Source organism: Rhabdothermincola sediminis, assembly GCF_014805525.1.
GTDB classification, from domain to species: domain Bacteria; phylum Actinomycetota; class Acidimicrobiia; order Acidimicrobiales; family Acidimicrobilacustridaceae; genus Rhabdothermincola; species Rhabdothermincola sediminis.
The window spans coordinates 19,491-40,349 of the sequence record NZ_JACFSZ010000017.1 but is presented as its reverse complement, the minus strand read 5'-3'; the positions used below and the strand labels follow the sequence as shown (position 1 = coordinate 40,349).

The 20,859-nt window shown below is 71.5% G+C and carries 18 protein-coding genes; 12 read left to right on the top strand and 6 right to left on the bottom strand.

Annotated features, from left to right (window positions below):
- Positions 1-20: 20 nt before the first annotated feature.
- From HZF19_RS13385 to HZF19_RS13365, 5 genes are all read left to right on the top strand, one after another.
- Positions 21-920 (top strand): 1,4-dihydroxy-2-naphthoyl-CoA synthase, encoded by a 900-nt coding sequence (locus tag HZF19_RS13385; RefSeq protein ID WP_208029295.1) that lies wholly within the window; start codon positions 21-23, stop codon positions 918-920.
- Positions 921-993: 73 nt separating this feature from the next.
- Positions 994-2,298, top strand: a complete 1,305-nt coding sequence (locus HZF19_RS13380) for an inositol-3-phosphate synthase (RefSeq protein WP_208029294.1) — start codon at positions 994-996, stop codon at positions 2,296-2,298.
- A 65-nt stretch (positions 2,299-2,363) separates the two neighbouring features.
- Complete coding sequence (locus HZF19_RS13375; protein ID WP_208029293.1) at positions 2,364-3,560, top strand: cytochrome P450; 1,197 nt, start codon at positions 2,364-2,366, stop codon at positions 3,558-3,560.
- Entirely contained in the window at positions 3,557-4,126 is a 570-nt protein-coding gene (locus tag HZF19_RS13370; protein ID WP_208029292.1) for a TetR/AcrR family transcriptional regulator, read from the top strand. Before HZF19_RS13375 ends, HZF19_RS13370 begins: the two co-directional genes overlap by 4 nt.
- A gap of 9 nt (positions 4,127-4,135) precedes the next feature.
- Entirely contained in the window at positions 4,136-5,344 is a 1,209-nt protein-coding gene (locus HZF19_RS13365) for an acyl-CoA dehydrogenase family protein (protein WP_307781223.1), read from the top strand.
- Positions 5,345-5,579: 235 nt separating this feature from the next.
- Here the strand turns inward: HZF19_RS13365 and HZF19_RS13360 are convergent, their stop codons facing one another.
- The gene (locus tag HZF19_RS13360) at positions 5,580-5,876 is read right to left on the bottom strand and encodes a hypothetical protein (protein ID WP_208029291.1); all 297 of its coding nucleotides are present in this window, start codon (positions 5,874-5,876) and stop codon (positions 5,580-5,582) included.
- A gap of 76 nt (positions 5,877-5,952) precedes the next feature.
- Here HZF19_RS13360 and HZF19_RS13355 point away from each other — a divergent pair, with 76 nt between their 5' ends.
- Both HZF19_RS13355 and HZF19_RS13350 read left to right on the top strand, forming a co-directional pair.
- On the top strand, positions 5,953-7,071 hold the full coding sequence (locus tag HZF19_RS13355) for a phosphotransferase family protein (protein ID WP_208029290.1): 1,119 nt from the start codon (positions 5,953-5,955) through the stop codon (positions 7,069-7,071).
- A gap of 61 nt (positions 7,072-7,132) precedes the next feature.
- Positions 7,133-7,729 carry a class I SAM-dependent DNA methyltransferase gene (locus HZF19_RS13350; RefSeq protein ID WP_208029289.1) on the top strand — a complete coding sequence of 199 codons (597 nt, stop codon included), beginning with the start codon at positions 7,133-7,135 and terminating at the stop codon, positions 7,727-7,729.
- A gap of 28 nt (positions 7,730-7,757) precedes the next feature.
- On the opposite strand, the gene HZF19_RS13345 is transcribed toward HZF19_RS13350, so the two are convergent.
- A complete protein-coding gene (locus HZF19_RS13345) occupies positions 7,758-9,005 on the bottom strand; it encodes an MFS transporter (RefSeq protein WP_208029288.1) in 1,248 nt (415 codons plus the stop codon).
- 18 nt (positions 9,006-9,023) lie between these two features.
- Between HZF19_RS13345 and HZF19_RS13340 the strand changes: the two genes are divergently transcribed.
- Positions 9,024-9,896 (top strand): SDR family NAD(P)-dependent oxidoreductase, encoded by an 873-nt coding sequence (locus HZF19_RS13340; RefSeq protein WP_208029287.1) that lies wholly within the window; start codon positions 9,024-9,026, stop codon positions 9,894-9,896.
- Here HZF19_RS13340 and HZF19_RS13335 read toward each other — a convergent pair.
- The 4 genes from HZF19_RS13335 to HZF19_RS13320 are packed head-to-tail and all read right to left on the bottom strand — an operon-like array spanning position 9,869 to position 14,224.
- Positions 9,869-10,840: a sulfotransferase family protein gene (locus tag HZF19_RS13335; protein WP_208029286.1), complete on the bottom strand. Its 972-nt coding sequence runs from the start codon at positions 10,838-10,840 to the stop codon at positions 9,869-9,871. The two genes, HZF19_RS13340 and HZF19_RS13335, sit on opposite strands and share 28 nt — an antisense overlap.
- Positions 10,841-10,842: 2 nt before the next feature.
- Positions 10,843-12,057, bottom strand: coding sequence for a hypothetical protein (locus tag HZF19_RS13330; protein WP_208029285.1), 1,215 nt, complete (start codon positions 12,055-12,057; stop codon positions 10,843-10,845).
- A gap of 14 nt (positions 12,058-12,071) precedes the next feature.
- Positions 12,072-12,830 (bottom strand): enoyl-CoA hydratase/isomerase family protein, encoded by a 759-nt coding sequence (locus HZF19_RS13325; protein ID WP_208029284.1) that lies wholly within the window; start codon positions 12,828-12,830, stop codon positions 12,072-12,074.
- Positions 12,831-12,859: 29 nt separating this feature from the next.
- Positions 12,860-14,224 carry a diguanylate cyclase domain-containing protein gene (locus HZF19_RS13320; protein ID WP_208029283.1) on the bottom strand — a complete coding sequence of 455 codons (1,365 nt, stop codon included), beginning with the start codon at positions 14,222-14,224 and terminating at the stop codon, positions 12,860-12,862.
- An 82-nt stretch (positions 14,225-14,306) separates the two neighbouring features.
- Here HZF19_RS13320 and HZF19_RS13315 point away from each other — a divergent pair, with 82 nt between their 5' ends.
- Genes HZF19_RS13315 through HZF19_RS13300 form a run of 4 tightly spaced genes read left to right on the top strand, consistent with a single transcriptional unit; the run spans position 14,307 to position 20,822 of the window.
- Entirely contained in the window at positions 14,307-15,485 is a 1,179-nt protein-coding gene (locus HZF19_RS13315; protein ID WP_208029282.1) for an amidohydrolase family protein, read from the top strand.
- Between the two features lie 4 nt (positions 15,486-15,489).
- Positions 15,490-16,353, top strand: coding sequence for a 5'/3'-nucleotidase SurE (surE, locus tag HZF19_RS13310; RefSeq protein ID WP_208029281.1), 864 nt, complete (start codon positions 15,490-15,492; stop codon positions 16,351-16,353).
- 15 nt (positions 16,354-16,368) lie between these two features.
- On the top strand, positions 16,369-17,622 hold the full coding sequence (locus tag HZF19_RS13305; protein WP_208029280.1) for a pyridoxal phosphate-dependent decarboxylase family protein: 1,254 nt from the start codon (positions 16,369-16,371) through the stop codon (positions 17,620-17,622).
- Positions 17,623-17,681: 59 nt separating this feature from the next.
- A complete protein-coding gene (locus HZF19_RS13300; protein WP_208029279.1) occupies positions 17,682-20,822 on the top strand; it encodes an ATP-binding protein in 3,141 nt (1,046 codons plus the stop codon).
- Positions 20,823-20,859 lie beyond the last annotated feature (37 nt).

Below are 20,859 nucleotides of genomic sequence, written 5' to 3'. Positions count from 1 at the left end.
GCACCCTAGGCTGCCAGCCGATGGTCTCCGAGCTGTTCGATCCCGCCGCGTGGCGCCCCGTCGAGGGCTTCGAGTTCGCGGACATCACCTACCACCGGGCAGTCGATCACGGCACGGTGCGCATCGCCTTCGATCGGCCCGAGGTCCGCAACGCCTTCCGGCCTCGCACGGTCGACGAGCTGTACCGGGCGCTCGACCACGCCCGCATGACCAGCGACGTCGGGTGCGTACTGCTCACCGGCAACGGGCCGTCGCCGCGGGACGGCGTGTGGGCCTTCTGCTCAGGAGGCGACCAGCGCATCCGAGGCCGGGACGGGTACCGGTACGCCGAGGGCGAGACCGCCGACACCATCGACCCCGCCCGCACGGGCCGCCTCCACATCCTCGAGGTGCAGCGGCTCATCCGCATGATGCCGAAGGTGGTCATCTGTGTGGTCCCCGGCTGGGCCGCGGGAGGGGGCCACAGCCTGCACGTGGTGTGCGATCTCACCCTGGCGAGCCGCGAGCACGCGCGCTTCAAGCAGACCGACGCCGACGTGGCCAGCTTCGACGGCGGGTTCGGCTCCGCCTACCTTGCCCGCCAGGTCGGCCAGAAGTTCGCCCGGGAGATCTTCTTCCTGGGACGCGAGTACACCGCGGAGCAGGCGCACGCCATGGGGATGGTCAACGAGGTCGTGGCCCACGAGGACCTGGAGCGGGTGGCACTGGAGTGGGGCCGGATGGTGAACGGCAAGAGCCCGACCGCGCAGCGCATGCTGAAGTTCGCGTTCAACCTGATCGACGACGGCCTCGTCGGCCAGCAGGTCTTCGCCGGGGAGGCGACCCGGCTGGCCTACATGACCGAGGAAGCCGCCGAAGGCCGTGACGCGTTCCTGGAGAAGCGCCCCCCCGACTGGTCGCCCTTCCCCTGGTACTTCTAGCGGGTCCGGCACACGCACCCGTGCCGGTCGTCCGGAGGTCGGGTGGTGCGCCCGGGTCACTTAGGCTGCAGACATGGCAGACCCGCGCACGATCGCTCCCGCCACCGGCCGGCTCGGCGTCCTCACCCCTGGTCTCGGTGCGGTGGCCTCCACCTTCATCGCCGGGGTGATGGCGGCCCGCGAGGGCCACGCCGTGCCCGTCGGTTCCCTCAGCCAGCTCGCGCACATCCGGCTCGGTGATCGCAGCGAAGGACGCAACCCCCTGATCCGCGACTTCGTGCCGCTGGCCTCACTCGACGACCTGGTGTTCGGTGGTTGGGACCCGATCTCGCCCAACGCGCTCGAGGCGGCGCGCACGGCGGGGGTGCTGGAGGAGCGCGATCTCGCCCCGGTGTCCGCGCAGCTTGAGGGTGTCGTGGCGATGGACGCGGTGTTCGACCGTCGATGGGTCAAGAAGCTCGACGGGCACCGGGTGAAGCCTCAGACCTCGAAGTGGGACCTCGCCCAGGCGTTGATCGACGACATCGAACGGTTCCGCGCTGACAACGACTGTGACCGCCTGGTCATGGTGTGGTGCGGCTCGACCGAGGCGTACCAGGAGCCGTCGGCGGTGCACGCGTCGCTGGAGGCGTTCGAGCAGGGGCTGCGCGACGACGACGAGAACATCGCACCGAGCCAGATCTACGCCTACGCGGCCATCGCCTCCGGGGTGCCGTACGCGAACGGTGCCCCGAACCTTTCGATCGATCTCCCCTGCATGCTGGAGCTGGCCACGGCCCGGCAGGTCCCGATCTGCGGGAAGGACTTCAAGACCGGCCAGACCCTCATGAAGACGCTGATCGCACCGGGGCTCAAGGCCCGGATGCTCGGCCTGCGGGGGTGGTACTCGACGAACATCCTCGGCAACCGCGACGGCGAGGTGCTCGACGACCCGGAGAACTTCAAGACCAAGGAGATGTCGAAGCTCGGGGTGCTCGACACGATCCTGCAGCCGGAGCTCTACCCGGAGCTCTACGGCAACATCGACCACGTCGTGCGCATCAACTACTACCCGCCTCGCGGTGACAACAAGGAGGGGTGGGACAACATCGACATCTACGGCTGGATGGGGTACCCGATGCAGATCAAGATCGATTTCCTCTGCCGGGACTCGATCCTCGCAGCCCCGCTGGTGCTCGACCTCGCGCTGTTCCTCGACCTCGCGGCCCGTGCCGGGCAGAGCGGGGTGCAGGAGTGGCTCTCGTACTACTTCAAGTCCCCGCAGCCGTCGGGCGGTCTGCCCCCGGAGCACGATCTGTTCATCCAGCACATCAAGCTCAAGAACACCTTGCGGGAGTGGATGGGGGAGGAGCCCGTCACCCACGCCGAGGACGGCTGAGCCCACCTCGGCGGCTGTTGAACAGAACCTCTACTATGTTCAATAGTTGGGCCGAGGGGGAGCCGATGACCACGACCACGCTGGTGTACGACCCGGCGGACCCCGCGACGATCCGGTCTCCGTTCGACACCTACCGGCGTCTGCGCGAGGAGGCGCCCCTGTACCACCTCGGGGGGCGGGTGTGGGTCCTGTCCCGCTTCGCCGACGTCTTCGCCGCTGCTCGGGACACCGAGACCTTCTCCTCTGCCCAGGGTCTGTCCTACGAGGGTGGCGACATCGAGTCCCTCGGGCTGCTCCCCACGATCGTGATGATGGACCCACCCGAGCACACGGCCTACCGGCGGCTGGTGAGCCGGGGGTTCACCCCCCGCAGGGTGGCCGGCCTCGAGCCCGCGGTCCGGGCCTTCGTGGTCGAACGGATCGGCGCGATGCACGACGTGATCCGCGACCAGGGAACAGCCGACTTCATCGCCGAGCTGGCCGGCCCCCTGCCGAGCTTCGTGGTGGCCCACTACCTGGGCGTGCCGCAGGCCGATCGAGGCCGGTTCGACGGCTGGACCAACGCGATCGTCTCGGCCAACGCGGACGGCGACGTGATCGGCGGCGCCCAGCAGGCCGTCGGCGAGTTGTACGAGTACTTCACCCATCTCGCCGAGCGGCGCCGCCACGAACCGGGTGACGACATCATCTCCCAGCTGGTGCATGCCTCCCTGGAGGACGAGCCGGTGCGGATCGAGGCCGTGCTCGGGTACGCGTTCGTGATGGTGGCCGGCGGGAACGACACCACCACCGGCATGCTCGGTGGTTCGGCCGAGCTGCTGACGCAACGGCGGGACCAGCGCCAGGTCCTGCTCGACCGGCCGGAGCTCATCCCCGATGCGGTGGAGGAGCTGCTCCGGTTGACGTCCCCGGTGCAGGGGTTGTCGCGCACCACGACCCGCGAGGTCGAGCGGTACGGTCAGACGATCCCCGCCGGCAGCAAGGTGCACCTGCTCTACGCCTCGGCGAACCGCGATCACCGCGAGTTCGGTCCCACGGCGGAAGAACTCGACGTCCAGCGCCGAATCGACCGCATCATGACCTTCACCAGCGGGCCGCATCACTGCCTGGGGGCCGCGGCGGCCCGGTTGCAGTCGCGGGTGGCGCTCGAGGAGCTGCTCGTTCGCCTGCCGGACTTCGAGGTCGACTGGGATGCCGGGGAGTACGCGCCGGGGGCGTTCGTGCGACGGTTCACGTCGCTGCCCATCACCGCCTCGGTATGAGGGAAGCGATCGGAACCGAACCGCGGTGGGGCCGCGAGGACGATCCCGGCCAGGCGGTCGAGCGACTGCTCGACGTGGCGGGGATGGTGTTCGCCCGCCACGGGGTGTTCACGGCCAAGGTCAACGACGTCGCGCTGGAGGCAGGGTGCTCGCGGGGCACGCTGTACCGCTACTTCCCGGACGCCGATGCGCTGCGCTTCGCCTTCGTCGAGCGTGAAGCCCGCCGGATCGTTGCGGAGGTGGCCGGGCAGGTCCGCTCGATCGTCGATCCGGGCCAGCGGCTCGTCGCCGCCATCCTCGTCTCGCTGGATGCCGTCCGCGGGGACGAGGTGCTCCGGGCGTGGTTCGATCCCACCGTCGCAGGCCGCACCAAACGGCTGGCGATGCAGGTGGAGGTGGTCTCCTCGATGCTCGAGCCCCTGGTGCGGGACGTGCACGGGCGCGCCGGCACCACCCTCGCGACCGAATGGGTGGTGCGGGTCATCCTCTCCCTGCTCGCGCACCCCGCCGATCCCGCCGACGAGCGCCGCATGCTCGAGCGGTACCTGCTCCGGTCGCTGTCGTAGGCTCGGGTCGTGACCGACATCGTTGCTTCGCACCCCGTTCTGCTGGGTGAGCGCCTCGATCAGCTCCTCAGCGAGATGGACCCGGCCACGGCCGATCCCGTGGCGTTCCGCGGTCGCCAGTACGACCTCGGGCTGGCCTGGGTGCACTTCCCCGAAGGGTGGGGTGGCCTCGGCATCGCGCCGAACCACCAGAAGGAGGTCGACCGGCGCCTCCGCGAAGCTGGTGCGCCACCTGTCGACGCCCGCCTCTTCTTCGGGTTGACCATGGCCGGACCGACGGTCGTCACGCACGGGAGCGACCAGTTGCGCACTCGGTTGCTGCGGCGGATGTTCACCGGGGAGGACGCCTGGTGCCAGCTCTTCAGCGAGCCCGGCGCCGGTTCGGACCTCGCGGGTCTGTCCACCCGGGCGGTGCGCGACGGTGACGAGTGGGTGATCACGGGGCAGAAGGTCTGGAACACCCTGGCCCACCTGGCCGATCGAGGGATGCTCGTGGCCCGCACCGATCCCGAGGCGCCCAAGCACAAGGGGCTCACCTACTTCGCGCTGGACATGCACGCCCCGGGCGTCGAGGTGCGCCCGCTGGTCCAGATCACGGGTGAGGCCGAGTTCAACGAGGTGTACCTCACCGAGGTGCGGGTGCCCGACGCTGACCGCATCGGTGAGGTGGGTGAGGGTTGGCGGGTCGCCATGACCACGCTCATGAACGAGCGCACCACCATCGGCGGAGGCTCCGGGCCACCGGCCAAGGGGTCGGGGGCGATCGCCGAGGCTGTGCGGATCTGGCGGGAGGAGGCCGTGGAGCGTACGCCAGTGGCCAAGGACCGGCTCATGCAGCGGTGGATCGAAGCGGAGGTGCTGCGGCTGACCAACATCCGCGCCGCCCAGAACCGCAAGGCCGGCAATCCCGGGCCGGAGGGCTCCATCGCCAAGTTGATGTTCGCGGAGGTGAACAAGGACATCTACGAGCTGTGTGTGGATCTGCTCGGTGCCCAGGCCCTGGTGGGCTACGACTACTCGCACCAGCGCACCGAGAACCTGGGGTTGGTCGGCCCGCCGGGCTCGGCGCGCAAGATGTTCCTGCGGTCACGGGCCAACTCCATCGAGGGTGGCACGTCGGAGATCCAGCGCAACATCATCGGCGAGCGGGTGCTGGGGCTCCCCGGCGAGCCACGGGTCGACAAGGACCTGCCCTGGTCGCAGGTCCCCCGCAGCTGAACGCCCCGCGGCCCCAGCGGGCCGGTGCCGAGCTGGCACGCCGGGCGCGGCCCTGCCGGCACGGGCTCGGGATCGGGGCGCTCAGCGGTGCCAGCGCCAGGAGCACGACACGCGGGGCCGGCACGGCGGACCTTCGGCACGCCGTGCTCCCAGTCGGCCTGGCAGCGGCCGCCCATGACCAGCAGGTCACCCGATCCCGGCGAGAGGTCGCGGGAGCGGCCACCTTCCCTGGGCCTCACGAGGAACGGCCGGCGGGCGCCCAGTCCTCGAGAGCGGGATGGGGCACCGGCTCGCCGGCCCGGTACCAGCGTGAGAGTCGGGGATCCTCGGCCACTCGGTCCCACATGCGGCGGCGCCCCTGCCGCCAATCCACCGAGTCCACCAGCTCGTCGAGGACCTGGTCGGCGCCGATCAGCAGGTGGCGGGAGAGGTCGACCCAGGAGTGCTCGTCGAGCTGCACCCGCTCCACCGTCGCCTCGCGGCGGAGCGAGGGCTCACCGGAGCCGAACAGGTCGCGTTGGTGGACTGCCATCGCCGACAGGATACCGAACAGACGTTCGGCTGACGCGCTGCTTGCCGGGGCGGGCGAAGCACGCCACGATGCCGCGATGAGCGAGCAGCCGAATGAGACCCTGACCCGCTCCAGCCGTGACCCCGAGGAGCTCCGGGAGCGCCTCGAGCGCTGGTTGACCGGCACCTTGGGCGAGCCGGCCAAGCCATCCGTGATCGGTGTCGAGGTGCCGTCGTCCAACGGGATGTCGAGCGAGACCTTGCTGTTCGACGCGGTGTGGGCGGAGGACGGGAGGGAACGGCGCGGCTCGTTCGTGGCCCGGGTGGCGCCCGATCCCGCCGACGTCCCGGTCTTCCCCAGCTACGACCTGGAGCTGCAGTTCCGGGTGATGCAGCTGGTCGGCGAGCACAGCGACGTGCCGGTGCCGAGAGCGGTGTGGCTCGAGCTGGACGATCGGGCACTCGGCGCGCCGTTCTTCGTGATGGAGCGGGTGGAGGGCCGGGTGCCGCCCGACGTCATGCCGTACAACATGGGCAGCTGGCTGCTCGAGGCGGCCCGGGCCGAGCAGCGAGCGCTGCAGGACGCCAGCGTCGCGGTGCTGGCGGGGATCCACGGGATCGATCGCTCGAAGGTCGACACGGCGTTCCTCGAGTACGGCACCCCGGGTGATTCGCACCTGCGCCGGCACGTCGAGCACTGGCGCCGGTACTACGACTGGGTGCGGGGCGAGGCGCGCTACCCGGTGCTGGAGGCGACGTTCGATTGGTTGGAGCGGCACTGGCCTGCCGACGAGGGCGAGACCGTGATCAGCTGGGGCGACGCGCGGATCGGCAACATGATGTTCGACGGGTTCCGGCCGGTCGCCGTGCTCGACTGGGAGATGGCGGGCCTCGGGCCGCGGGGCATCGACGTCGGGTGGATGGTGTTCCTGCACGGCTTCTTCGAGTTCGTCGCCCACCAGCTGGAGATGGAGGGGATGCCGCACTTCCTGCGAGCCGACGACGTCCGTGCCACCTATGAGCAGCTCTCGGGGAGCGAGCTGGGTGATCTGCGGTGGTACGAGGTGTACGCCGCCTTGCGCCACGGCATCGTCATGGCTCGGGTGCACGCCCGCCAGGTGCACTTCGGTGAGGCGGAACCTCCCGCGGAGCCCGATGACGCGGTGATGCACCGCCCGGTGCTCGAGCAGATGCTCGAGGGCAGCTACTGGGACTGACGGTGATCGGCTCCGCCGTGCCGCGAACCTCGTCAGCGCTCGAGCGCGTGCCGGTTCGGTGATGGCGACGCAGCGGTTCGACCGCAGGTACTTCGATCACTGGTACCGGGAGGAGGGGTTCGGGTCTCCTGCTCGCCTGGACCGCAAGGTGCGCTACGCGCTCGGTGCAGCCGAGTACCTGCTCGAGCGGCCGGTGCGCTCCGTGCTCGACGTGGGCTGCGGGGAGGGCCCGTGGTTCGGGTCGCTCCGGGCGGCACGGCCGAGGGCCCGCTACGTGGGGGTCGACCCGAGTGGGTACGCGGTGAGCCGTTACGGGCGTTCGCGCCACCTGCGACTCGGCGGGCTCGCGGATCTCGACCGGCTGGGTCTGCGCGGCCCCTTCGACCTGGTGGTGTGCGTGGACGTGCTCGCCTATGCGCCCGATCCCGACGTGCGGGCCGGGCTCCGCTCGATGTCGCGTCTGTTGGGGGGCGTCGCCCTGATCGAGGTCTTCACCAGTGATGACCACTTCGTCGGGGACACCGAGGGCTACCGGCGCCGGCGCCCGGCGACCTACCGCCGGTGGTTCGCCGAGGCCGGGCTGTGCCGCATCGGCCCCAGCCTCTTCGCCGGCGAGTCGCTGCGACCGCACCTCAGCGTGTTCGAGCGCGGGTGGTGACCGGTCGGCCGCACTCGTGGCCCGACCCTCACACCTCGGCCGCGCTCGCGGCCTCGGGCAGCGCCGTCGGGACGGCAGGGGCCCGGGCCGCTCCGGGCTGCTGGCGGATCGCCATGGTCATCGGTGCGGCGGACAGCGCGGCCAGGACCCCTGGCAGGGCGTACGCCCAACCGAAGCCGGCGGCATCGGCCACGGCCCCCACTGCGTAGCCGCCCACACCCTGCCCGACGTCCATGAACGCCACCAGCGATCCCAGCGCGCTGCCGCGCTGGGCTTCGGGCACGATGGCGGACATCCAGGCCACGATCGCGGGGAACACCAGCGCCCAGCCGGCGCCGACGAGCGCCACCCCGGCGACGGCGGTAACCGGGCGGTCCAGGAGTGACAGGACGAACAGGCCCAGGGACAGCGAGGCGATGCCGGGGAAGATGACCCGGACCGGGCCGACCGCGTCGGCGAGGCGCCCCGAGCCGAGCCGCACGGCGAGCACCGAGATGGCGAACGTGGCGTACAGGACGCCGGACGAGCCGAGTCCGATCGAGCGGGCGTACAGCGCCGAGTGGGCGGTGATCGACGTGTAGCCGACGCCGAGGGCCAGCAGCACGACTCCCGGGAGGACGGCTTGGCGGTGCAGGAGCGGCTGCCGAGCGTCGACGGCCGTGGCGCCGGACGCCGCTGCCGGCGCAGGTGGCCGGGTCTCGGACATGGTCGCCGCGATCGCCGCCCCCACCACCATCACCAGGGCCAGAGCGGTCCACGCCGTGGCCGCTCCCCGGTCCATGAGCAGCTCGCCCAGCGCCGGGCCGCAGGCGAAGCCCACATAGATGGCGATCGACAGGCGGGCCACCGCCGACGCACGCCGCTCGGGTGGAGACAGATCGGTCGAGGCGGTCACCGCCGCCACGTAGAACGCCGAGCCCGCCGCACCTTGCACCACCCGCAGCGCCAGGACCACGGGCACCCACCGGGCACCGTGGAAGCACAGCATCACCCCGGCCATGACGAACGGCGGCCCGACGAGGAAGGGGCGGCGGCCGACTCGGTCGATGAGGCGACCGGCGACCGGGCGGGCCAGCACCGCGGCGAGGAAGAAGATCGACACGGAGAACCCGGCGACCGCCCGGGTGCCACCCAGCTCCTCGGTGACGAAGCGCGGCGTGGCCGAGAACATCGCGCCCAGCGCGAGGTAGATGAACACCGCGCCCAGATCGAGGCGCCATTGGCGGGTCACGGGGTGACCGTAGCCGTCGCCGCAGCCGCCGCCCTCGAGCGCCACCGGCCCTACACTCCGGCCGTGACCGCCCCTGACCCGAGCACCTCGTCGACCCCACCCGTGGCGCTGGTGACCGGCGCCAGCCGGGGCATCGGGCGGGCGGTGGCCCTCGAGCTGGCCAGGCGCGGCTATGCCGTCGTCGCCACCATGCGCGACCCGTCGATGGGTGCGTCCCTCACCGAGGAGCTGCCCGCCGGCACGGGAGGGATCACCGTCCGGCGGCTCGACGTCACCGAGCCCGGCAGCATCGAGATCCCGCCCGTGCTCGACGTGCTCGTGAACAACGCGGCGGTCGAGCTCGGCAACCTGCCCGTGGAACACACGCCGATCGAGGACTGGCGCACCACCTTCGAGACGAACGTGTTCGGAGCGGTCGAAGTCATCCGGCGGTCGATCCCCGCGCTGCGACGCAGCGGCCGGGCGGTGATCTGCAACCTCACCTCCAGTGGGGTGCTGGTGCCCATGCCGTTCTTCGCCGTGTACCGGGCCAGCAAGGCCGCGCTGAGCGCGGTGGGTGAGTCGCTACGGGCCGAGCTGGCGCCGTTCGGCGTGCGGGTGGTGGAGATCCTGCCGGGACCGATCGACACCGACATGCTGGCGGCGTCGATGGTCCTGCCCGAGGCCGCCCGCCACGAGGACTACCGGCTGCTCGCCGAGCGGGTGGCGCAGCTCCGTGCCGGCACGGTCGAAGGCTCGACCGCGGCGGAGAGCGCGGCCCGGGCGATCGTCGACGCCGTCGAGGACCCGCAGTCACCGCTGCGGGTGGCCTGCGATCCGATGGGAGCCGCTCTGCTGGAGGCCTGGCGGGCGTGCAGCGACGAGGAGTCGATGGCCGGGTACCTGGCGGCCTTCGACGTGGGTTGCGCTCAGCCGGCCCGGCCGAGCAGGACCTGACCGGGCCGGCACGCGACCAGCAGCTCGTCGCGCTCCTCAACCGGTAGCGTGCCCAGGCGTGCCGGGGGCAGCCCTCGCACCATCGCACCGGCGCGGTCGACGAACCCATCGTCGGCGGGAAGCTCGAAGAAGGACGCGATCTGCGCCAGCACGTCCTGCGGGGTGGCCACCAGGTCCTCGAAGCGCACCTGCAGGAACTGGTCGCGGTCCAGCCGAGGCAGGGCCCGGAAGCCGCGCAGCACCTGATCGGTCCAGTACCGGCCGACCGCCCAGCACGGTGGCGGCGTGCCGACGACGCGGTCGATGATCGCGGCTTCGTCCTCGCCGTCGGCGACCTCGGGGAAGAGATCGAGGAAGAACGTCACGCCGAGCCGGAAGAACGGGTGCTCGCGGATGGAGAGCGCAGCTTCGGGCCCGTCGCGATGGATGTGGACGAACCGGGCGTTCGGGTACAGGTCGATCAGCCCGTCGAGGTAGTCGAGCGACGAGCCCGATCGCTCGATCCAGACCGACCCGCCGCAGCGGGCGGTCAGCAACTCGAACAGCGAGCGGTAGTGATCGGCCAGTGGCGCGTCCGGTCTGGCCCTCGCGAACCCCAGGACCTCCTCGAAGAGCGGATCGGGATCGTCGGTGAGGCGGCTGAGCATGGTGACGAGCAACCACGGCACGGGATCACCGGGTCGGTAGCGAGCTTGGGGAGCGCCGAACGGGTAGCGGATCTCGTCACTGGTGTACCCCCGGGCCAGGACCGCGGTGGTGACCGGCTGCTCTGCCCCGATGAGGTCGGCGAACTGGGCGCCGCTCACCGGACCGGGCGCGAACCGGCGAGCCCAGTCGAGCCCGGTGAAGAACTCGTGGATGCTCACCACCTCGCGGTGCTCCGCCAGCATCGTCGACAGCAACGTCGATCCGCACCGCCCCGTGCCCACCACGAACCGCTCCACGGCTACCTCCGGTACCGGCGCATCACGGCTCGCCGCCGCCGCTCGATCACCGCCCGCCGCCCCGCGGGGTCGAGGCGGGGCGTGTCGGCGGGTAGCTCTCCCTCGAGGTCGTGGCGGGCCACGGTGTGGTACCGCATCGTGGGCAGGTCGCCCACCTCGGGCAGCAGGTAGCGCAGTGCCAGGGTGCCTTCCCGGTGCCCGGCGGGATCGAGCCAGTTCGCCACACCGGGGTCGTCATGGCTGATGACCCCGACGAAGCGACCGCGGCCCGTGAGCGACGCCTGGGCGGAGTTCAGCGACGACTGGTGGTTGGCGAAGTCGATGCTCTGCCAGAAGCGGTCGCACAGCGACACGCCCCACATCCGGCACGGTGGCGGGTCGAGCGTGAGGATCACCGCCTCGTCGGGTTCGCAGCGCCACGCGCCCATGCCGTAGGCCTGGCCCTTGAGCCCGGATGCCTCCGCCGGTGGACGGAAGGGCGTGAGATCGCCGGGCGTGCCGGCGAGGATGCCCCGGCTGATCGCATGCCAGCAGCGCGCCCCCACCTCGAGCCACTGGCAGAGCAGCTCGACCCGGGCCCCGATCGCCCCGGTGCTCAGCGGTGCGGGCGGGTAGGGGAAGCCGACCTGCTCGATGACCAGCTCCGCAGGGCGTTCGTGTTCCCAGTCGTCGAAGTACTGGCGGACCAGCAGGAAGCTGGCCGTGTCGTCGAGGCGCATCCAGTTGCCGGCGGTGTGCTCCTCCGGCGACAGGAACAGCTCGAAATCCTCGTCGGGATCCGTGGCCAGCTCGTCACCGGACATGGCGGAGACCGTCCGCCAGCCGGCGAAGTCGCCGTCGGCCATGTGGCCGGTGTTGACCTGCAGCTCGAGGTGGCGGGCGGTGCCCCGGTTGCCGCTGACGCGGTAGGTCGCGCCGCCGCGGATCCGGGTGTAGGAGTAGTTGCAGTCGGGGTTGTCGAGACCCCAGCTCATGCGGTTCTCGATGTACCGACCGAGCTCCGGGGTCTCGGTGTCGTCGTACTCGATGCACGCCGCGATGCCCGCGGCGAGGAAGCGCAGCAGGTAGCGCAGACCCTCTGCCCGCACCACCGGGTCCGCCGGCACGTCCTCGGCCCATACCAGGGACCGGAGGCCGGCGAGCTGGTCGAGGAGGAGGTCCCACAGTTTGCCGTCGAGGACCCGGGGGTCCGGTGGTCGCTCGGTGGGGTGCTCCACGGGGGCGCTCCTCGTCAGCGGTCCTGGAAGTCGGGCCGCCGGCGCTCGGTGAACGCCAGCCCGCCTTCCACGGTGTCGTGCATGGCGACCAGCGCGGCGGCCTGCCGGTGGCCGAGGGCAAGGGCATCGGCTGGTGGCAGCCAGGCACCCTTGACGACCAGCTCCTTGAACGCCCGCAGCGCCGCGGGGGCGAGGGCGGCGAGCCGATCCGCCCAGCACAACGCCTCGTCGAGCGCCTGGCCCGCGGGCACCACCCGGTTGATCCAGCCCATCTCGTAGAGCCGGGCGGCGGGGAGGCGCTCGTCGGCGAGCAGTGCCAGTTCGAGGACGTGGGCGGGGAGGAGCTGGCGAGCCAGCGCCCCGAGCCACTGCGCCGGGAGGTTCCAGCGGGCTTCGGGGAGGCCGAACTCGGCGGTGTCACCGGCGATGCGCAGGTCGCAGCCAGTGGCGATCATCATGCCGCCGCCCAGGCAGCGGCCTTCGATGGCGGCGATCACCGGCTTGCGGGCCAAGCCCTCCGCCACCTCCGGGTACGGCGGGTCGTCGAAACCGCCGCCCGCGGCGGCGGCCACGTCGGCGCCGGCGCAGAAGGCTCGCCCACCTGCGCCGGTCAGTACCCCCACCCGGAGAGCGGGGTCGTCATCGAGCCGGCTCCACACCGCCCCCAGTGCCTTGAGGCCGGGGCCGTCGTACGCGTTGAGCTTCTCCGGGCGATCGAGGGTGACGAGCAGCACCGGTCCACGAGCTTCGGCGGTGAGGTAACTACCTTCCACGCGCCACACGGTAGGTGCTGTCGGCGGGCTCAGCCCGGCGTGGGATCGGCAGCCAGGTGCCAGCAGCCCCTGCCTCGCCGCTTGGCCTTGTACAGGGCGCGGTCGGCGCGCTCGAGCAGCTCATCGGCATCGAGGTCGGCAGTGTCCACGGTGGCGATGCCGATGCTCGCCCCGATCCTGATCGTCTCGGTGTCGACCACGAAGGGCTCGTCGAGGATCCGCAGCACCCGTTCGGCCACCGCGATCGCCGCGTCGTCGGTCGCGAGCTCGTGGCACACCACCGCGAACTCGTCGCCACCGATGCGCGCCACCGCGTCCCCCGGCCGGAGGGCGGCGGCGAGCCGGCTGGCGGCTTCGGTGAGCACCTGGTCGCCGACGGTGTGCCCGAGGTGGTCGTTGACCCCTTTGAAGCCGTCGAGGTCGATGTAGAGCACACCGACGTTCGTGGGGCGAGGCTCCCGGCGGAGACTCTCCAGGAGCGCCCAGAACTGGGCCCGGTTGGGTATGCCGGTGAGCGGGTCGCGCCGAGCCGCGCGGCGGAGTCCGTCGACGTGATCGCGCCAGCGCAGCACCGCCCGGAGGTTCTTGCACATCACCTCCAGCGCGTAGCCGAAGATCTCGGGAGCGGGGCCGTCGCGGCGGGCGAAGGCGACCACCGCCGCGCTGTCGTGCAGCGGGTCGTCCACCGGCATCGCCCAGGTGTGGGTGAACCCGGCGCGCCCGGCCCGGGTGGCGAAGTCGGGGTGCAGGTCCGAGACGGCGGCGAGCCGCTCCTCGCGGGTGGCGGCGGCTTCCGCCCACGGGGTGGTCGGATCCTCCAAGCCACCGAGCTGGATCAACGCCGCCGAGCCCGTTGCTGCCGGGCAACCGTCGTCGTCGAGGTAGAACACCGCGTAGTTGACAGCAGGTTGGCGCCAACGCCCGAACTCCGGCACCATCCCGACCAGCACGTCGGTGGGGGCGTCCTCGGTGAACAGCTCGATGAGCCGGTCCTGCAGGTCGTGGTCGCCCGAGTACCGGCCGATCACCACGAGCAGATCGCCGTCGGGACCGGGGACGAGCGTGGCGTTCAGCTCGACCCGCCGCCACTGGCCGTCACCCGCCCGCAGCCGGTAGAAGGCCGGGGTCGTGTCGATGTCCCGGTCGCCAGCCCTGATGCGCTCGATGACCTCGATCGCCCGGTGCAGGTCGTCGGGGTGCACGAGTTCCGAGACCGGGCGGCCGATCACCTCGTCGGCCTCGAGGGCCAGCAGGTCGAGCGCGTACGGGTTGGCGTGGAGGATGCGCCAGTCGGCGCTGACGACCACCGCCAGATCGGTGATGGCCTCCAGGGCGTTCACGGCCCATCGGCCGTCGACGTCGAGACGGGTGCCTTCCCGGTCCGCCGCACTCACACCTCCACTGTGCCAGAGCGCCTCCGGCCCTGCTCGGCGCCTACGATCCGGTGAGGTCGTCCGCTCACCCAAGGGGCTTCGGTTGGAAGAGCTCGGTCATCCCGTCTTCGACTGCGACAATCACTACTACGAGGCACTCGACGCCTTCACCCGCCATCTCGACCCCTCCCTCGGACCGAGGTGCGTGCAGTGGTGCGAGATCGACGGCCGCCGCTACCACGTGGTGGGTGGCCGGGTCAGCCGGGCGGTCACCAACCCGACCTTCGACCCCGTTGCCAAGCCGGGCGCGATGCACGACTACTTCCGAGGCAACCCCGATCAGCGCAACCCTCTCGAGTTCCTGCAGGACCGCGAACCCATCCGTGCCTCGTACCGCGACCGCTACGCCCGCCTGGCGGCGATGGACGAGCAAGGCCTGCAGGCCTGCTGGCTGTTCCCCACTCTCGGCATGCTCTACGAGGAGCTGCTCAAGGACGACCCGGAGGCGGTGTGCCTCACCTTCCGGGCGTTCAACCGCTGGGTCGAGGAGGACTGGGGCTTCGCGTACCGTGACCGCATCTTCGCCGCCCCGTACCTCACGCTGGCCGACGTGGGCTGGGCGGTTGAGGAGCTGGAGTGGGCACTGGATCGCGGTGCCCGCACGATCGTGATGCGGCCGGCCGCACCCACCACCGCCACGGGTCAGCGCAATCCGTTCGAGCCGGCGTTCGACCCGTTCTGGGCCCGGGTGAACGAGGCGGGCATCACGGTGGTGCTGCATGCGGGCGACAGTGGCGGCTCGTCGAACGGCTACGCGCCCGACGGCTTCGGAGCCACCTTCCAGGGCGGATGGAAGCCGTCGATCAAGATGTTCGCCATCGAACGGGCCATCTTCGAGTTCCTCCTGTCGTTGATGTTCGACAATCTGTTCGTGCGCTTCCCGAACCTGCGCATCGCCTCGGTGGAGAACGGCGCCGAGTTCCTCCCCGATCTGTTCGCCAAGATGCGTTCGATGGCCCGCAAGGTGCCCGGATGGTTCCCCGAGGATCCGGTGGAGCTGTTCCGGCGCCACGTGTGGATCAACCCCTTCTGGGAGGACGACGTGAACCGAATCGTCGAGTGGATGGGCGACGACCGGGTGATCTTCGGATCCGACTGGCCACACATCGAGGGCATGCCCTCCCCGCTCGACTACGTCGTGGAGCTCAAGGAGCTGCCCGCCGAGGCCCGGCGGCGCATCCTGCTCGACAACGTGAGTGAGCTCAACGTGCTGCGCCCGTAGAACAGTGCGCATCCTCGTCACCAACGACGACGGCATCGGCTCGGAGGGCATCCACGTCCTCGCCGGGGCGCTGCACCGCGCGGGCCACGACGTGTTCGTGGTGGCGCCCGCACACGACTGGAGCGGCGCGTCGTGTGCGCTGGGGCGGATGCACCCCGACGAGCACGTCGAGGTCACCCGCGTCGAGCTGCCCGCTGCGCCGGAGGTCGAGGCCTGGTCGCTCGACGGTCCCCCGGGCCTCGCGGTGCTGGCCACCGTGTTGGGCGGGTTCGGTGATCGCCGCCCTGACCTGGTGGTGTCGGGGGTCAACGCGGGGCTGAACACCGGGCGGGCCATCCTGCACTCGGGCACGGTCGGCGCGGTGCTCACCGCCCAGAACTTCGGTCTATCGGGGCTCGCGGTCAGCGTGCAGTCGAGCGAGCAGTGGTACTGGGGGACCGCGGCCGCACTGGCGGTCGAGGCCCTCCCACTGGTCGCGGAGGCACCGGCCCGGACCGCGCTGAACCTCAACGTTCCGGCCCTCCCGCGCCAGCAGGTCCGCGGGCTGCGATGGGCTCGCCTGGCGCCGTTCGGTGAGGTCCGCGCCGGCGTCGAGGGCCCGGCCCAGGACCGGTTGCAGTTCGTCCTCCGGAGGGTCGAGATGGACCACGACGAGGACACCGACCAGGGGCTGGTGCAGACCGGTTACGCATCGCTCACCACGCTGGTGGGGGTGGTCGAGGCCTGGCCCGACGAGAGTGGCCTCGAGGCCGGGCCGACCGAGCTGGCCGAGCGGCTGGTGCCGGGTGCACCCGTGCATCCCGTGCACCGGGTGCCGGACCCGTCCAACGGCGGGGTGCTGCGGAGGCCTCGCCTCGGCGAGGGTTGACTACGCTGGCCGCCCATGCCGTTGCCGGCGCAGGGACGATCCAAGGACGACATCCTCGAGGAGCTTCGGGCCAAGCAGGCTGGCGACGTGCGCTGGCAGGACGGCAAGACCTTCGGGATGGTCTACGACGGCGGCCCGTCGCTGCACGAGGTGCAGGAGGCGGTGGCGGTCGAGTTCCTGCACGAGAACGCGCTGAACACCCTCGCCTTTCCGAGCCTCGGGGCCATGCAGTCCGAGGTGGTGCGCATCACCGCTGACCTGTTACACGGCGGGCCCGACGCCGCCGGTTTCATGACCTCGGGTGGCACCGAGAGCATCCTGATGGCGGTCAAGTCGGCGCGCGAGCGGGGCCGGGCCGAGCGGGGGATCGAGCAGCCGAACCTGGTGGTGGCGGAGTCGGCGCACGCCGCGTTCCACAAGGGTGCCCACTACTTTGGCCTGGAGATGCGGAAGGTCCCCGTGCGGGCGGACTGGCGGGCCGACGTCGACACCATGGCGGCCGCCATCGACGACAACACGGTGCTGGTCGTGGGCTCGGCGCCCCAGTACCCCCAAGGCGTCATCGACCCCATCGGGGAGCTGGCAGCCGTCGCCGCCGAGGCGGGCGCGAACTTCCACGTCGATGCCTGCATGGGGGGCTTTGTGCTGCCCTTCATGGAGGAGCTGGGCTACGAGCTGCCGCCGTGGGACTTCCGGGTCGAGGGCGTCACGAGCATCTCGGCCGATCTCCACAAGCTGGGCTACGCGCCGAAGGGCGCGTCGGTGATCGTGCACCGCGACAAGGAGCTGCGCCGCTACCAGACGTTCGTGTTCGACGGCTGGCTCGGTGGCTTCTACGCCTCACCCGGTATGCAGGGCACCCGGCCGGGACTGCCGATCGCCCTGGCGTGGGCCACGCTGCAGCACCTGGGCAGGGAGGGCTACCTGCGGCTCACGAAGATGGCCATCGACGCCGCCCGGCGGATGGTCGAAGGTATCCGGGCGATCGAGGGCCTCACGGTGCTCGGCGAGCCCGAGGCGCACCTGGTGGCCATCGCCGCCGACCCGGCACGGCCGGAGCCGCTGGATGTGTTCGCGGTCGGTGACGCGCTCCTGGCCCGAGGCTGGTTCCACGATCGCCAGACCCCACCGGATTCGCTGCATGCCACCGTCAGCGCGGGGAACGCGCCCGTGATCGAGGACTACCTGCGCGACCTGGCGGCATGCGTGGCTGAGGTCGCCGGCGCCCGAGCCGACGACCGCGCCACGAACTACGCCACCTTGGAGTAGACGGGCACTTGCCGGGTGCCTCCGGCGCGTGCTGGCTGCCGGGCGAGCAGAATGCAGGGGTGCTGCGGGTTCGCCTGCTGGGCGCTTTCGAGATCGACGGCGCGGACGTGATGAGCATCCGCTCCCGCAAGTCCCGCACCCTGTTCAAGGTGCTCGCCCTGGCGAGAGGTCAGCCGGTGTCGGTCGATCGGCTGGCCGACTGCCTGTGGGGCGACTCGCCCCCGGCCAACCCGACGCGGGAGGTGGCGGTGCACGCCAGCCGGATGCGCCAGCTCGTGGGCCCGGAGCGCATCGTCCGCGAGGGCGCGGGCTACCGCCTGCTGGTCGACTGGCTCGACGTCGAGGCCCTGATGGCGCTCACCACGGAGGCGTCGGATCGCCTGGCTCGGGGAGCGCCGGTGGCGGCTCGCGCCGCGGCTGACGCCGGCCTCGCGCTGGTCCGCGGTGAGCTGCTGGCCGACGAGGGGGACGCGGAATGGGCGGCCGCCGACCGGGCCGCTGTCGAGCGATCCGTCGCCGCGCTCCGCCGCATCGGTGCTCAGGCGGCCCTCGATGCCGGCGACGCGCCCGAAGCCGCTGCGGCCGCGGCCGGGGCCCTCGACCACGATCCCTACGATGAAGCCGCGCTGCGACTCCTCATGACGGCACACGTGGCCGCGGGCCGGCCGGCGTCGGCGCTCAACGCGTACGCCGAGGCGCGGCAACGGCTGGCGGAGGAGCTCGGCGTGAGCCCGACGGAGGAGACCGAGCAGCTTCAGAGGGCGATCCTCCGGGGAGAGCTGCCCGTGCCAGCGGCCGCCCCTCCCCGAGCTCGCCCGACGCCGGCGGAGACGCTCCCGGGGCGCAGGGCCCAGATCGACCAGCTCGACCGAGCGTGGCACGAGGCGGCGTCCGGCGTGCAGGTCGTGCTGGTCGAGGGCGAACCTGGCGCGGGGAAGTCCACCTTGCTGCGGGTGTGGTCCTCGGGGCTGGCCTCGAGCGGCACTCCGGTGCTCTGGGGGCGGTGCGATGAGCTCGGGCGCGCGTTGCCGATGCAGCCCGTCGGCGACGCGCTGGCCAGTCACCTCCGCGGGCTCGACCGGGAGGAGGCCGGTGCGCTCATCGAGGACGACGCCATCCTGCTCGGCCCCTTGATCGGCCGACCCCGGCCGGCGAGGGGGGATCGGACGACCCCCCCGGCGCCGGGCGCGACGCCCGAGGCCATGCAGGTGCTCGTCTTCGAGGCCCTCCTGGGGCTGTTCCGCCGGATCGCCGGCGCCGGTGTCGCGGTCCTCGTTCTCGATGATGTACAGCACGCGGGTTCCTCGACCATCGAATGGCTCCGGTTCATCCGTCGCCGTAGTGTCGGTGTGCCGCTGCTCGTGGCCGTGGCGTGCCCGACGGGTGAGGGCCCCGCGCTCGACGTGACCCGGATCGACGTTGGCCCACTCGATCTCCCCACCGTCACGGCGCTGGCCGGAGCCGAGCGGGCCGCGGAGCTGCTCGAGCGCAGTGGCGGCAACGCGTTGCTGCTGAGCGAGCTGCTGGCCGGTGACCCGGACGACGGCCCGCTGCCCCGGAGCATCCGCGAGATCGTGCGGAGCCGGCTGGCCGGGCTGGGCGGCGCCGCGGGCACCATGCAAGCCGCCGCGGTGCTCGGCGAGCCGATCGATCTCGACCTGCTGGCGTCAGTCGTGGAGCGCTCGCCCATCGAGGTGCTCGGCGACCTCGAACGGGGCGCGGCGCAGGGTGTCCTGGACGAGCACGGGACCCGGTTCGTGTTCCGGCACGGACTGGTCCGAGAGGCCCTGGAGGCGGACGTGAGCGCCGCCCGCCGGTCGCTGCTCCACCGGCGGGCTGCGACCGCGCTGCGGGAACGTCCGGACGTGGAGCCGTTGGATCTCGCGCACCACGCTCGCCGGAGCGGGGATGTGCAGGTCACAGCCCAGGCGCTGGTCGAGGCCGCCGCCATCGCCACCGCACGTCATGCCTTGGCCGATGCGGAACGGCTGCTCGACGAATCCATCGAGCTGTGCGACGGCGCGGCCGCCCGCCTGGCGCGGGGCCGGGTGCGCATCGCCCGAAGCGACCTCGACGGTGCGGAAGCCGACGCCATCGATGCCGTCGGCCTCGGCGCGGGCGCCCGGGCGGTCGAGCTGCGGGCCTGGATCGCGCGACACCGGCACGACATGGAGCTCGCGATCCTGCTCGGCGAAGAAGGTGCCAGTTCGACCGATGAGCCGAGTGTTGCCGCGAGCTGCCTGCTCGTCATGGCGTTTGCCCATCGGGGTCTGGGTGATCTCCCGAAGGCCGACGACGAACTGGCTCGTGCGGTCGCGCTCGTGCCCCGCGATCCCGCGATGCGAGGATGGCAGGGCGTGCTGCGTACCCACCAGGGTTGCACTGATGACGCGCTCGCCGCGCTCGAGCCGCTCATCGGCGCCGAAGTCGACACGGCTCACGGCTTCTGGGTCGAGCACGTCCTGCAGATGGCGGCTCACGCCCGAGCGATGGCCGGCCGGCCCGCCGAGGCGCTCGAGCTGCTCGACCGTCTCACGGCGGAGATGCAGCGTCGGGGCAGCGACCTGCGCTACCAGGGTCTCGACGAGAACTACCGCAGCTGGATCCTGCGCAACCTGGGCGACCCCAGCGCTCGCGAGCACAGCGAGCGGGGTCTGGAGGCGACCGGTCCGCTCATCGAGGTGCAGGTGCAGGCACAGCTCGACCTGGCGGACGACCATCTGCGCGCCGGGGACCTCGACCAAGCCGGGCGGTGGCTGACGGATGCCGAAGGGGGTCTGGGCGCCCGCTGGTTCCAGAACCGGTGGCGTTGCGAGCAGCGGCTCGCGCTCCTGCGTGCTCGGCGCCTGCTCGCCGCCGGGGAACCCACGGCCGCGCTCGAAGTGGCCCTTGCCGCCACGAGCGCAGCCGAGCGGCGGGGGGACTTGCGCTACCTCACGCTCGGGCGGGTCCTGGTGGCGAGCGCCGAGCTGGCGAGTGGCCGCCGGATCGACCCGGCCTCGCTGGAGGACGATCTCGTCCGTCTGCCGCGGGTCGCGGCCCTCGAGGCCTGGTGGATGCTCGACGACCTCGCCCGCCACGCCGGCATCGAGCGCTGGCGCCAGTGGGCCGAATCGCTCGCCAGCGGGCTGGCGGCAGCCGCCGGCCGCTACGAGGCCACGTTCCGGCGGCACCTCGCCGCTCGCAGCACTCGCGGCTGATCCCGGCGCCACTGCACCACCAGCTTGCAAACCCGTT